The 14,163-nt window shown below is 67.4% G+C and carries 9 protein-coding genes; 5 read left to right on the top strand and 4 right to left on the bottom strand.

The window, feature by feature from the left end:
- Window positions 1-310 precede the first annotated feature (310 nt).
- The 5 genes from WMF28_RS23030 (at window position 311) to WMF28_RS23010 (ending at window position 7,660) form a co-directional block, all read left to right on the top strand.
- Window positions 311-2,041 carry an Ig-like domain-containing protein gene (locus WMF28_RS23030; RefSeq protein WP_437595396.1) on the top strand — a complete coding sequence of 577 codons (1,731 nt, stop codon included), beginning with the start codon at window positions 311-313 and terminating at the stop codon, window positions 2,039-2,041.
- 3 nt (window positions 2,042-2,044) lie between these two features.
- Window positions 2,045-4,387, top strand: a complete 2,343-nt coding sequence (locus WMF28_RS23025) for a PKD domain-containing protein (protein WP_437595395.1) — start codon at window positions 2,045-2,047, stop codon at window positions 4,385-4,387.
- A complete protein-coding gene (locus WMF28_RS23020) occupies window positions 4,384-5,793 on the top strand; it encodes a hypothetical protein (protein WP_437595394.1) in 1,410 nt (469 codons plus the stop codon). The genes WMF28_RS23025 and WMF28_RS23020 overlap by 4 nt, the downstream gene beginning before the upstream one ends.
- Before the next feature lie 219 nt (window positions 5,794-6,012).
- Complete coding sequence (locus WMF28_RS23015) at window positions 6,013-7,143, top strand: alpha/beta hydrolase family esterase (RefSeq protein ID WP_437595393.1); 1,131 nt, start codon at window positions 6,013-6,015, stop codon at window positions 7,141-7,143.
- Between the two features lie 238 nt (window positions 7,144-7,381).
- On the top strand, window positions 7,382-7,660 hold the full coding sequence (locus WMF28_RS23010) for a TIM-barrel domain-containing protein (RefSeq protein WP_437604298.1): 279 nt from the start codon (window positions 7,382-7,384) through the stop codon (window positions 7,658-7,660).
- A 432-nt stretch (window positions 7,661-8,092) separates the two neighbouring features.
- On the opposite strand, the gene WMF28_RS23005 is transcribed toward WMF28_RS23010, so the two are convergent.
- The 4 genes from WMF28_RS23005 to WMF28_RS22990 all read right to left on the bottom strand — a co-directional run bounded on the left by WMF28_RS23005 (window position 8,093) and on the right by WMF28_RS22990 (window position 13,848).
- On the bottom strand, window positions 8,093-9,523 hold the full coding sequence (locus tag WMF28_RS23005) for a DUF1552 domain-containing protein (protein WP_437595392.1): 1,431 nt from the start codon (window positions 9,521-9,523) through the stop codon (window positions 8,093-8,095).
- The gene (locus WMF28_RS23000) at window positions 9,520-11,172 is read right to left on the bottom strand and encodes a DUF1592 domain-containing protein (protein WP_437595391.1); all 1,653 of its coding nucleotides are present in this window, start codon (window positions 11,170-11,172) and stop codon (window positions 9,520-9,522) included. The genes WMF28_RS23005 and WMF28_RS23000 overlap by 4 nt, the downstream gene beginning before the upstream one ends.
- Before the next feature lie 605 nt (window positions 11,173-11,777).
- Window positions 11,778-12,938 (bottom strand): alpha/beta hydrolase family esterase, encoded by a 1,161-nt coding sequence (locus WMF28_RS22995; RefSeq protein ID WP_437595390.1) that lies wholly within the window; start codon window positions 12,936-12,938, stop codon window positions 11,778-11,780.
- A 124-nt stretch (window positions 12,939-13,062) separates the two neighbouring features.
- The gene (locus WMF28_RS22990; protein ID WP_437595388.1) at window positions 13,063-13,848 is read right to left on the bottom strand and encodes an alpha/beta hydrolase family esterase; all 786 of its coding nucleotides are present in this window, start codon (window positions 13,846-13,848) and stop codon (window positions 13,063-13,065) included.
- Between the last annotated feature and the right edge of the window lie 315 nt (window positions 13,849-14,163).

Genomic DNA, 14,163 nt, shown 5'->3' with positions numbered 1-14,163 from the left:
GTCGCCCATAGTGTAACGGTTCTGCAAGTCGAGGTCTCACTAGAAATCTGACCAGGCGCACCGCGAGCGCGCGCCTGCCGCCGCCGCGGTGGCGATGGCCCAGTGCGAGCGTCCCCAGCACCGGGCTGGGCCTGTAATCGAGCCGCCGGACCGGATCGTGTCAAAACGCGTGCAGCCGGTCGGGCCGGACTTGACATTCCAAATGTGAACGTTCACATTAGTCAGGACGGGGGCACGACGCGCGTCTGCGCGTCCGCAGGAACACGGTGGATACCGTCGGCTCCAGGTTCCCGCTGGTTGACCATCTGTCATGGCCCACACACTACAGAAGAGGTTAGGGATGCGTTGGCTCGGCTTTTCTTCGTTCGCTGCCCTGCTCGCGGCGTGTTCCGGCGGCGACCTCGGCCCAACGCCGGAAGGAAATGACGGCGGCAGCTCTGGCGACTCCACGACCGTGGTGACGGGCAGTGGCGGCGCAGCGCCGATGCCGGTGACGGGAGCCACGAGCAGCAACTCCACGAGCAGCAGCTCCACGAGCAGCAGCTCCACGAGCGGCTCGGGCGGAGACGCCACGGCCGGCGGCGGCGGTTCGGGCGAAGTTGACCCGAACATGATCACCGCCCCGGAAGGCAAGATCCCGAACATGCCAATGCCGGCGAACAAGGTCAACTTGCCGCGTCAAAACTGGCGAGACGGCCTTGTGTCGCCGACGCTCGAGAAGGACCACCACCAGAACCAGCCGATCGTCGTCAACGGCTACGTTCAAGGCGCCGGCAACGCCGAGATCGTCTTCTACGACATCGCCGATCCGACCCATCCGAAGATGCTCTCGCGCATTCAGAGCCCTGGCTTCGATCCCAGGGGAGGGCCCAAGGGCGTCGGCGAGGCGGAGTCGCACCAGACCTCGCTCGCCCGGTACGGCAACAAGTTCTACCAGGTCACCACCGCGGGCGCCGGCGTCGACATCTGGGACGTCACTGACGCCCACGCGCCTCGTCACGTGACGCTCGTCCGGCTCGAGGGCATCAACTATGGAGACTTCACCGACTCCGTGTGGGGCATGTACTGGCAGGGCAGCGTCATCTACATCGGCGGCACCAACACGGGCCTGCACATCCTGGACGCAGCGGATCCCGAGAACGTGCGGTTCGTGAAGAAGATTCCGATCTCGCAGTTCGGCGGTGTGAGCGCCGGTCCGCTGTGGGCCGTCGGCAATACGCTCGTCATCACGACGCCCAAGGACAACGGCGGCATCGCGACGATGGACATCAGCGATCCGATGAACCCGGTCGCGCTCGACTTCATCACCCCGAGCAAGAGCTACATCTGTGGCCTGTACGGCAAGCACGTCTACGTGCAGTCGCCGCTGCGCGTGTGGGACGTGCTGACCGATCCCACCGACATCGGCTCGGCCAATTCACCCCTCGCCACGCTCCCCGACTCGGCGTTCAGGGCCAAGGGCTACCCCGCCGGATCCGAGTACGTGAGCTTCTCCGACGGCCACCTGTTCCTGGGTCACCTGCGGCCAGATGCCGGCGTCTCCAAGATCGACGTGCACGACGTCCAACGGATGTCGATCAAGAATCGCATCTGGGGCCGGCTCGAGTTCGAGAACGGCGACGACCAGTTCTCGATCCCGGTCGGCAGCCTGCTGGTGTTGGCTGACGACGAGCTGCCCTACCGCGGCATGGTCATCGCCGCGCACTCCACGGATCCGGACACCACGCCCCCGGCGGTGGACACGGTGCTGCCGAAGAGCGGGGCGACGGGTGCGTCCAGGAAGTCGCGCGTCGGCCTCAGCCTCACCGACAACATCGAGCTCGCCACGGTTCACCCAGGCAGCTTCATCGTCCGACCGGTGGGCGGCGCGCCGGTGAAGGGCAAGTTCGGCCTGTACATGGGCATCGTGAACTTCGACCCCGATGAGGACCTGATGCCGAACACCATCTACGAGGTCGTCCTGCCGAAGGACGGCATGAAGGATCTCGTCGGCAACGGCATCGCGGCCGAGTTCAAGTCGACGTTCACGACGGGTCCCTGAGCCGTGCGCTCGCTGCCGAAGCTCCTCGGCCTGCTCGCAGGCATCTGTGGGGTGGGGGCCTGGACGGCCGAGGCGCGCGCCGTCACGGCCACCGTCGCCGAGCGCGCGCCCTCGCTCCGCGGCGAGGCCGCCACGTTCGACCTGACGATCGGCGACGCGGTCGGCCCCGTGCAGGTGCGCTGGGACATGGGGGACGAGACGCGGACCGAGTTCACGGTCGGGGACGTGCAGCAGGTTCACACCTACGCCGCTCCCGGCCACTACCCGGTGCTGGCGACGGTCAAAGACGATGTCGGGTTCACCAGCGTCGCGTTCGTGCACACGGTGCACCGGCCGCTCGTCACGGGCAGCGCGGCGGTCTCGACCGATCTCGTCTACGACCAGCCGAACGCGAGGATCTACACGGCCAACTACGAGAACGACAGCGTGAGCGTGCTCGACACGAACGCGTTGACCCAGCTCGCGGAGGTGCCGGTGGCGCGCGGCCCGGTCGGGCTCGCGCTCACGGCGCAAGGCAAACTGTGGGTGCTGCACCGCGACGCGCGCTCTCTCTCCATCATCGACACCGCGTCGCTGGCGGTGGAGAGCGAGGTCATGCTGCCGTACGCCTCGCAGCCGATGGGCCTTGCGATCAGCCCGACGGGGGATGCCGCGTACGTGTCGCTGATGGCGGTCGGCAAGCTGCTGAAGCTGGACGTGGCGAGCGGCGCCGTCGTGGCCGAGCTGGTGCTGGGCGGTACGCCGCGAGGTGTCTCGGTGTCGCACGACGGCTCGCAGATCTACGTCACGCGCTTCATCTCCGAGGACAGTCACGGCGAGGTCGCGCGCATCGACGCGGCGACCTTCCAGGTGAGCACGCGCTTCGAGCTCGCGGCGGACACCACGACGGAGGACACGGATCAACAAGGGCGTGGCCTGCCGAACTACCTGTTCTCGGTGGGGCTCTCGCCCGACGGCTTGTTCGCGTGGGTGCTGGGCAAGAAGGACAACATCTTTCGCGGTCCATCTCGCGATCAGCTCGCGCTCACCGACGACAACACGGTGCGGCCTCTCGTGGCGCTGCTGAACCTCGCGGAGGGGGTCGAAGACGTCGCGCGGCGCATCGATCTGGACGATCGCAACCTGCCCAACCAGGTCGTGTTCACGCCGCTCGGCGACTATGCGTTCGCCAGCGTGGCCGGCTCGGCCCTGGTGGAGGTTCGCGACGCCTACACGGGCGAGTTCGTGACCGCGCTGAAAGAGACGGGCTTTGCTCCGCGCGGCCTGGCTCTGACCGAGACCGACAAGCTGTTCGTGCACGCATCGCTCAGCCGTACGGTGGCGGTCTACGACGTCGCCGACGTCGTCAGCTCGCACGACCTCATCACCAAGAAGCTGGCCGACATTCCGACCGTCGCTGCGGAGAGGCTGGACGCTCAGGTTTTGCGCGGAAAGCAGCTGTTCTTCAACTCGGCGGACGTGCGCATGAGCGATCAGGGCTACATCAGCTGCGCGTCGTGTCACTTCGACGGCGCGGACGACGGGCGAGTCTGGGACTTCGGCAGCGTGGGGGAGGGGCTTCGCAACACCGTCTCGCTGGTCGGACGGCGCGGCACGGGCCACGGCAACGTCAACTGGAGCGGCAGCTTCGACGAGATCCAGGACGCTGACGACAACATCCGCGACCTGTTCGGCGGCAAGGGTTTCCTCAGCGCCGAGCAGCTCGCCGTGGGAACCGTCGCCACGCCGCGTGGCGACAAGAAGGCCGGCCTGAGCCCCGAGCTCGATGCGCTGGCGGCATTCCTCGGCTCGCTCGACACGTACCGCCCGAGCCCCTTTCGCAACGCCGACGGCTCGCTCACCGAAGACGGCGTCGCGGGTCGCGCCATCTTCGAGCGCCTGGGTTGTGGCTTCTGCCACACGGGTCCCGACGGGACCGACAGCGCGCGTGGCAAGCTGCACGACGTCGGCACCGTGAAGGCGTCCTCCGGGATGCGCGCCGGTGAGCCGCTGTTCGGCATCGACACGCCGACGTTGAACGGCGTGTGGGAGACGGCGCCGTACTTGCACGACGGCTCCGCGCCGACGCTGCGCGACGTCCTCGTCACGGCCAATCCCGAAGATCGCCACGCCTTCACCAGCGCGCTGAGCGAAGCCGAGCTCGGGCAGCTCATCGCCTACGTGCAGCAGCTGGACGGCGCCGTCGACTCGGATCCGAGCGAGGGTGACGGCGCGAGGGAGGAGCCGAGCGAGCGCGTCGGCTGCAGCGTGACGGGCGGGCCTGGCGACCGTCACGCGCCGCTGCTGGCCTTCGCGCTGGTGGCCGGGTCGATGACGTTCGGCGCCCGCCGTAGGAGGCCGGCGTGAGGCGCCTGCCGAGCCTGTGCCTGCTTTCGCTGCTGCTGGCGGCGTGCGTCGGCGAGATCGGCGAGGTCGCTGCCACGGACCAGGCGGTGACCGATTGGGACACGCTGCCGCCCGTGAGCGCTCCCGACCCGGAGCTGTCGGGCCTACCCAGCCGCGAGGTGCAGCACCGCGCGCTCTGCGCCACGCCGCGCGGCGACAGCTTCTTCCAGGCGGTGTGCGCCACGCCGCGACCGAACATCACCGACTTCGCCAGCTTGCTCAGGGTCGCGAAGCTCGACGAAGATCGCGCCTTCGCTCTCACCGGTAACTCCACCTCGCTCGTGAAGAGGTCCGTCTCCGCCATCAACCCGCGCCTCATCGTCTTTCCGCGTGTGACCGAGATGCGCGAGAGGCCGGCTGAAATGACCGCGATCGGCTTCGTTCGCGGTGAGCCCTTCGTCGAGGTCGTGAGCCGCGACCTCTCGAGCGGTGATTACAACTTCTACCTGTTCACGTTCGAACGGCAGTGTGACTACGACGCTGGCTGCGATCTCGCGAGCCTGCTCACCGAAGAGATCGAGCACGGCTGGACCGCGTTCAGCGTTTACAGCGAGGAAGACGTCGAAAATACGTCGTTCGACTGTCGCTCGTGCCACCAGCCCGACGGCCACGGCACGAAGAAGATCTTGCGCATGCAGGAGCTGGAGAACCCCTGGCTGCACTGGTTCCCGCAGCGCTTCGTGCAGCGCACGGAGTCCGATCGGGTGCTCACGCCGCAGTTCCTGGAAGCCCACGCGCTCGACGCGCAGTACGGCGGTATCCCCATCGCGACCATCCAGAATGCCATCGACGAGGGCAGCGGCGCGCAGCTCGAGGCGTTGCTCGTCGCCGAGGGCCAGGCGTCGCAGCCGAACGCGTTCGACCCGCGCATCGAGGCCGAGGTCAAGGCCAGCTCGTCGAGCCCGACCTGGGAGAAGCAGTTCGCCGTGTCGCTGGCGGGTGATTCGATCCCGGTGCCTTACCCGCTCGCGGACGTGACGGATCCTGCGCTCCGCGCGGCGCGGACCACATCCTACCTCGACGTGGTGACGGGCGCAGCCCCGCGACAATCCCTGCTCGATTTGCGCGACATCTTCTCCGCAGACGCGAAGGTGAAGGTCGGCCTGGTGCCGCCGCCGGGGGCGAGCGGGCGCACCGTGCTCACGCAGCTCTGCTCGCGCTGCCACGACGGTCGCGGGAACGCGGCGCTGAGCCGCGCCGCGTTCAACGTGAAGGACCTGGACGGCATGTCGCGAGGAATGAAGGACCGGGCCATCGCTCGCTTGCAGGAGCCCGCGACCTCGCCGCTGCGCATGCCGCCCTGGCGCGCCGCCGACGCTCTGCCACCCGCGGAGCTCGCCGCGGCCATCGAGGAGCTGCGCAGATAGCGCTGTCGACTTGCAGTGGACAGGCGCCGTCTGCGGGGAGCAGGAAATCCATAGGCTTCGGAGCCGTCAAACCCCAACTGCGGGACTTGCCCGCCGAGGGACCATGCACGTTGCATCCCCGTGGGGGCCGGGCTTCTCCGAGCGAATCGACGCGTTGGCACGAACAACCTGGCCGAGCTCCCCGGAGGATTGCAGACATGATGCACAACAATCGAGGCCTTGCCCGCGCATGGCGCAATCGAGCACCGGCGCGAATTCCCGCGTACCATCGCCTTGATGGCGGCCGCATGTAGCCAGAGCTCCGGCGATGGAGACAGCTCGGGCAGCGGTGGCGCATCCGCCAGCTCCGGCAGCTCGGTTGGTGGCTCCGGGTCGAGCGGTGGTTCGACGAGCGGTGATTCCACGAGCGGTGGTTCGACGAGCGGTGGCTCCGGCGGTACAGGGCCGGATGACGGCAGCTCTGGCGCGGTGCCGAGCCCGGGGTGCGGCAAGACTTCGACGATCAGGTTCGAGCCGGTCCCGAACGAGCCGCCGAACGGCTTCGGCGAGGGCGGCTATGTCAGGATCCAGAGCGGCGGCCAGAATCGGGGCTTCGCCATGAGGCTTCCCGACAACTACGACAAGAACAAGCCCTACTGGTTGGTATTCGGGTTTCACTGGAATGGCGGCAACTCCAAGGAAGTCGACAGCGGCGGAACGAATGGGTACAACATGGCCCATCTCGGACTCCAAAAACTGTCGAACAACGGCGCGATCTTCGTCGCTCCCGACGGGCTCAACGGCGGATGTGGAGGAAACAACCTGCCATTCGTCGACGACATGGTCAAACTGATCGAGGAGAATTTCTGCGTCGACACGACGCACATCTTCGCCAATGGTTTCAGCCAAGGCGGCGGCATGAGCTACGCAATCGCGTGTGCCCGCGCGAATGTCTTCGGTGGGGTCGCGATCTACAACGGAGCCGTGCTCAGCGGCTGCGAAGGCGGCAACGACCCCATCGCATACTGGCAGATGGCCGGCCTTGCTGACAACACATGCACTCTCGACCATGCAAGGCCGATGCGCGACAGGTTCGTCCAGAACAACGGCTGCACCCCCCAGAACCCGCCCCAGCCGCCTCAGTCTCCCCCCTATTTGAACCCCGGGGGGCATATCTGCACTGACTACGCCGGATGCTCGAGCGGGCATCCCCTCCGTTGGTGCGTGCACCAGTCGGGTCACGGCAACGCCGTCGTGGATGGGACCGGAGACCTATGGAACTCGTGCGCGACGCATCCCAAGACCTGCTCGGACACGTGCCCTTGTACCTGGGTCCCGGAAGACGTGTGGTCGTTCTTCAAGGCCTTGTAGACGATCGCTGCGGCGGTCAGGTCGTGCCATGGTGGCCGCGCCGCCAAGAGGCGGCTGTCTCAAGGACCACCGGCTTTGCGCGTAGATTTCGCGCCTCGGCCACCCACCTCGCGAGCGTCCAGAGCCGCATGGACCCGACGGCGCTCGGGCGGGGCGCGGCGGTGCTGAACGCGTATCCGCTGATGCACAGCCAGGGGATCTACGGGGGGCAGCGCGCGGAGGCCCCGGCCGGCGCCCGCTGATCCTCACCCGCAGCGCCTTCGCGGGGCAGCAGCGCTATGGTGCGATCGTCTGGTCGGGGGACATCACCTCCACTTGGACGGCTATGCGCAAGCAGAACGCCGCCGGGCTGGGGATGTCGATCTCGGGGCTTCCGTACTGGACCACGGACGCAGGCGGGTACGCCCCGCCGGCGCGCTTCACCGCCGCCCCGCCGGCGGCCGCGGATCTCGCCGAGTGGCGCGCGCTGAAGACCTGTGATAGGCGGAGAGGTCTCGGGCGGTGCCAGCGCGGGTGATCCGAACGCCGGCGGGAGCAGCGGCGGAGGATGGGCCGAGCCCGTGTTTGATGTGCGTATTCCCGCGCGATCCGGCCACCCGTTCCAACGTGACCCGGCCACCCGTTCCAACGTGACCCGGCCACCCGTTCCGACGGCATCCGGCCACCGATTCCGGTGACCCGGCCACCCGTTCCGAGGTGGTGTACGGGATACCCGCATTGCGAGATGGCGTATCCGGAACCTGAAAATATAGTGCGGCCGGCTCAGGCCGTAACGCGCGGCCGTAACGCGCCAGAATACGCGCTCGCCGGAGGCGCCGGTCGCGCCCCCGCGCCACCGGCCGCGCTCACGCCGTGCCCTTCGTCCGCTCACGGGGCTCTTTCGAAGCCAATGTGATCGTCAGCAATTCTGGTGCCAACGCCAGCGAGGCTCACCGCCCGGCGATGCCGCTCAGGCGAGCATGCCGTCGATGGGCCCGGAGCCCTGACCCTCACCGAAGTTCTCCGTCCACTCGGTCTTGTCCCGAACGGCGGCGGCGATGAGGCCGTTGAAGAGGCGGTTGTTCGTGACGTTTCCGGCGTCGATGAACTCCGCCTGCTTCAGGTAGCTGCCGCCGTTTCCGGCGATGATCGTCGGCACGTTGCGGAAGCTGTGCGACGGGCCGTCCGCTACGTGGTTCGTCCACATGATGATGGACTTGTCGAACAGGCCGCGCGCCTTGAACTGATCGAGGCCGTGGAGCAGCGTCTGCATGCGGAGCACGTCGATCTCGGCGTGTGCTTGCTCGGCCGTCGGGTTGCTGCCCGAAGCCGCGTCCGATTGCACACGATGGCTGATGTGGTGGAAGGGCCAGCCGAGCCCCGCGTTCGCCGGCACCGCATATTTGGTTTGATCCGTGCCGTCGCCGTGCTGCAGCGTCGCCACGCGGTTGAAGTTGCAGGCGAATGCCAGCGCCACGAGCTCGAGGTGGAGCTTCGCGACGTCTTCGATCATGCCGTTCGTCTTGAACGCGAAGCCGCTCTTGAGCGCCTCGAGCTCCGACGTCGCGAGGCCCGCCTGGGTGCAGGCCCCGCCCATCTCGCCCATCGTGACCTCGGTGTCGCGGATGGAGTCGAAATGCTGTTGGAGGCGCTGCTTGTCGGCGGAGCTCAGCGCCGACATGCGCATCAGGCTGTTCAGCTCCTCGCCCACGAAGTCGTTCACGCTCTTGCGGCTGCGGATGAGCTCCTCCGCGAGCGACCCGCCGCTATCACCGCCGCTGTTCGAGAGGCCGACGAGCTTGGAGTAGAGCGTGTACGGGTTGTCGTCCGCCGAGCGCACCTGCCCGGCGCCACCGCCCTTGAAAGAGATGCGCTCGGCGATGTACCCGTTCTTGCGGTTGCCGGCGTAGAGCGTGAGCGGCTCGGCACCGCCGTCGTTCACCAGGTTGGCGATCACCATGTCCGCGGACACGCCGCCCGAGGATGCGGTTTTGCCGCCGCCCTGCGCCGGGCGCGCGGTGAGCGCCTGACAGAGGCCCTGCGCGTGGCCGCAGTTGCTCGGGCCCCCCATCGGGAAGTTGATACCGCGGATGAACAGCAGGTTCGCGGCGTGAGGCGCGAGCACGTGCGTCGCCTTGTCCGTCATGGCGGCGAGCCCGTCGGTCGTGAGCGGGCCAGTCTTCTCCGGGAAGAACCGGTTACCCACCACGCCGCACGCCGCCACGATGTAGAGGCTGAACACGGGCGCGCTGTCCGCGGCCCAGGCGGAGCGCGACGGCAACCCCTCGAGGAACGGAAGGGCGATGGCGACGCCGCCGGCGCGCAGGAACGCGCGCCGATTGATACCGGGCCGGCGCGCCACGTGCGGATGAGTGAGGTTCGTTACGGTCTTGGGGTTCACAGCGTGCCTCCCATGCGAGTCCGGAATGCTTCGTTCTTCACGAGCTCGAGCATCATCTCTTTCACCGAGCCGCCGGCGCCGCGGCTCACCCCGGCGAGCATCTCGACGAGCGGCAAGTCCGACGGGACGACGTCGCGCTGAAGCGCGAAGCTCGCGAGCTTCTTGGCGTAGCAGAGGTGAGCCTGCTCGCCCTCCGCCATGTAATGCATCAGCTCGCCGGCGTCCGCGAACGACCTGGGTCCTTCGGAGAAGGAGTAGACGCCGCTGCTGTCGACCGGCAAGCCGCCGTTCTCCTCGTCCCGATATTGCCCCATGCCGTCGAAGTGCTCGAAGGCGAAGCCGACAGGATTGATGAGCTGGTTGTGGCACGCGCCACCGCAGGCGGAGGTGAGCCGCGTGATGCGTTCACGGTTCGTCTGCCCGGGCTCGAGAGGCGGGACCGGCGGAATGTTGGGGGCCGGCGAACCGAGCGGCGTGCACAGCACGTCGAGGTTGATGCTGACGCCGCGGTGGATCGAGTCCGACTCATCGTTCAGAGCGTTCAGCGTCAGGTAAGGGAGCTGCGAGAAGAAACCGACGCGATCGGGACCGAGATCTCGCTCCACGACGCCGCCGCCGCTCGACCCCAGGCCGTAGAGGCGCGCCATCCCCGGCCCCACGAAGCCCTTGGTGGACGTGAGGATGTCCTTGACACCGAGACCCTCGGTGAAGATCTTTTCGAAGAACCGGTACGCGCTCTCCTCGTACTCGGCGTTCAACGATTCGTTGTAGCTCGGCACGCCGAGCTTGCTGATCGTGGCGTAGCGATCGAAGTGGAGCAGCTCGCCATGGAAGTACCGCATGCCCTTGACCGCCGTGGGCTCCTCCAGCATGGACTCGGCGACCGCGACGACCGCCTCCGGCGTCGTGAGCGTGGACGCCTTGTCGAGCAGCTCGTCGTTCGGCGCGGCGTTGCGCAGCCAGAGCGAGAGCTTCGCCGCGATCTCGTAACCGTCGAGCGGCTTGCGACTCTCGCCGAGCTCCGTGCGGTAGAGGAAGTGCGGCGACTGGAGCAGCGTCCGGATCACGAGCTGCGCGCCCTTGGCGAACGCGCTCTTCGTTCCGGACATCGCCGTGCCGGTCTCGAAGAGCGCCGTGTACTTGGCGACCTCGGCGTCCTTCAGCGGACGGCGATACGCACGGCGCCCCACGGCCTCGATGAAGCCGGCCGCGTCCGTACCCGGGTAAACCTTGGCGAGCGCCGCATCCGAAGCGGTGACCTCCTCGGCGAGCGCCTCCGCAGCCGATTGGTAGTCGCTCCACGAGCGCTGGTTCACGCTCAGCAGGAGCTCGTTGTTCGTGAAATCCGTCGTGCCGGCGACGGGCTTCTCGAACCCGTCGGACAGCGAAGAAGGAGCGGCGAGGTTCAGCACCACCTGCACGCTGCTCGCCCACTGCGAGTTCGTGAGGCGCACGAGCCGGTGGTACTGCGGCGCGCCCGGCATGTCGATGCCGCGCGCCACGCCGCCGGTGACGGGGCCGCTGCCGCCCGGCTCGGCGCCGTCGCCCTCCTCCAGATCGCCCACGGAGCCCGTGCACCCCGCGAGCAGGAGCGCCGTGACGCAGAGCCCCGCGCCGAGCGCCCGCCTGCCGCGCGGCAAGCCGGTCATCGAAAAAGACGGTGAGGTCATCATTGTCTCCTGACCAAGCTCGGGTCACAAAGCAGCCATTTTAGCGTAGCTGCAATGCAACCATCGTTCTAAAACTGTCTTGTTTATCTCAAAATCAAGCGCGGCATTGGTTTGACCTGCAACGTTTGGCTCGCGACAGATCAACGCTGGATAGTTCGAGCACCACCGGAACTCGTGAGCTCGCGCCGGAGCGAAATCGCGAGAGCGTGCACGGTCTCGGGGGGGCGCGACAGCGGGCGACCTGCGGTGCGCCGATCCGCCGTTCGCCGCGCGCATGGCATGGTGCAGAGCTCGATCGTATGACGAACGTCTCGGCGCGCGCAACGACCATCCAGGGCGAAGACAAAGGAAACCGGTCGGACTCAATGTGAGCGCTAACAAGTCCAGTGTCAATTCGAATCGACCAGCCCGCGGGCTGGCACGGCTCCTTTGGAGCACGGCGTCATGGCTCCTTTGGAGCACGGCGTCAGGAGGAGCGGGCGCGAGGCGCCGCGGGACATCAGCGTCGTCGGCTTCAACGACATCCCGGACGGGACATCATTCACGCCTGCGGGAGGCCGCGTTCACTCCACGGCCTGCGGGGCTCACTTGAGCGACTGGAAGAAGCGCCAGGCTCGCCCGCCCGCGCCGGACGGTACGGAGTGACCACCGGGGTGCGTGCAGTACACGAGCGGCAGGCCCTCCTTGCAGCCTTGATACTCGACGCACCCATCGCCGGAAGCCGACGGCATCGTTGTCGCCTGGCAGCCGTTCCGGCCGCGCCAGAAGTCGCGGGTGGCTTGTCCCAGCGCGGGGGTCACGGTCCCGTCGGTGTCGCCTTGCGTTTGAATCACCGCGTGTGCGGCGCTGGCGTCGCTGCACGTGGGCTGGGATCCCTGGGGGCCCCATCCGGCGACCGGAGCGAGACCGCGGAACACGGAAGAGCGCTGGCAGCCGAGCGTGTTCGTCATGAAACCACCTTGGCTGAACCCGACCGCGAAGACGCGCTTCGTATCCACGCAGTAGTTCGCCTTGGCATGCTCGAGCATGGCATCGAAGAACGCCAGGTCGGCCGTCATGCGCGCCTGATTGGCGTTGGGCGGCGGACCGCCCCAGTTGGAGTCTGCGGTCCCCCACTGCGATTGGGTGCTCGGAGGCCTGGATTGCCCATCCGCCGGCAAGCCCTGCGGGTAGATGAGCAGCGCCTGGTTGTTGGTCTCCTGGATGAGCTGGAATCCGCTGTTGTCGTGCGCGGCCCACACGTTGTTCATGTTCAGGCCGTGGATACCGAAGACCAGCGGCAGCGGCTTGCTCGGGTCGTAGTTCTCCGGCACGTGAATCAGGTAGTAGCGCGTCACCCCACCGACCGTCAGCGTCTGCTGCTGGCGAGGGTCGGGGCGCGTCACGGCTTCGCCGCAGCCCATCGAGCCGCTGTCGCCAGCGCCCCCCGAACCGCCGGCGCCAGCGCCCCCCGAGCCGCCGTCGCCAGCGCCCCCCGAGCCGCCGGCGCCGGCCGAGTCGCCGCCGGTGCCGCTGGGGCTACCCGTGCTCGCGGTCGTGCTCGCGGTCGTGCTCGTGGCCGCGCTCCCACCGGCTCCTCCGCCCGACGTCGCTCCCGGACCCGAGGTGGAACCGGCGCTCGTGGACGCGTCAGAAGATCCACCAGCGCCGGGGTCGAGGGGATCCGGCTCCGATGAGCAGGCGGTCAGCCCCGCCGCCACGCCCACGGTGAAAAGAACGCTCAGTCCAAATAAAGACCTACTCATAGGAAAAGCACCTCGCTAGCTGTTGCTCGTCGATGGCTCGGGCGATCGCGGGTCGTCCGCCACGCTCCCCCGGCTGGTCCTTGCAGGCACGATGAGCCGAGCGCCGCCGGGCCGATCATGATTCTCAGTAGGTGGAGAACAGGCTCCAGAGGAACTTGGGCGCGAACGCCGGCCATCCGTGATTGGTGTTGCTGTAGTTCGGGTCTCCGTGCTGGCACCAATAGACCGGATAGTCCTCGTCACAGCCCTGAACCATGACGCAGTTCGAGAGCTTGTCCGTGTACCCTTCGACTGGCGTCGTGCTGGCCTGGCAGTGGTTCAGCCCGGTATAGAAGTCGCGCGTCTTCGGGCCGTTGTCCGTTCCGACCACCGAGTCGCGCTCTCCGTGGATGACGACCGCCGTGACCTGCCCGGTACACGCTCGGGTGCTGGCGTTGAGCGGATACTGGGGTACGTTCTTTGTGGCGCACGGACCCACCGCGCGTAGCTTGTCCGCGTGCTCGCAGCCAAGGATACTCGAGAAGTCGCCGCCCGAGCTCTCGCCCGCCGCGAACACGCGAGCCTCGTCGATGCAGAAGTTGTCCGTGATCTGATCGTAGAACGGCTCAAAGAAAGAGACATCGTTCGCGCCCCAGCCCGAGCCGGAGTTGGCCGGGTGAGGGTAGACGCGGATCCAGGCCTCCTTGGGGCCGGTCGCCTCGAAGCCCGCGTTCTGCTCCGCCCAGCTGATCGGGTTGCCCGTCGGGTTGAACATGATCATCGCCGGATACGGCTTGCTGGCGTCGTAGTTGGTCGGCAGCTTCACGTAGTACTGGTGACCCGATACGGTGAGCGGGCTCTGCGCGCTGCCCGTCTGCGGATTGGCCTTGTTGCAACCCGTGCTCGGCTTCGGGGCGACCTTGCCTCCCATCGATCCGCCCGAGCCACCGGTTCCTGGCGAACCACCGCTTCCGCTCGTTGCGCCCGCACCGCCCGCACCGCCCTCACCGCCCGCGCCGCCCGCTCCACTCGCGGACGCGCCGCCGTCGCCCGTCGTGGTGCTGCTGCCGCTGCCTGAGGCGGCGGCCCCGCCCGTTCCGGGGAGAGGGTTGTTGTCCGAGGAGCTCGCGCCGTCACCACTGCAAGCCGGGAGAGCGCAAGAGCCGGCCAGCGCCGCAAACAATGTGGCTCGAAGGATAGTAGGTTTGTTGGTCATTTGAATACCCTGACGCGATTTCGCTTTCAC

The sequence above is a fragment of the Sorangium sp. So ce590 genome, from assembly GCF_051521365.1.
GTDB lineage: Bacteria > Myxococcota_A > Polyangia > Polyangiales > Polyangiaceae > Sorangium.
Note: the sequence above shows the minus strand (reverse complement) of the source record. Positions and strands in the feature narration are given on the sequence as shown.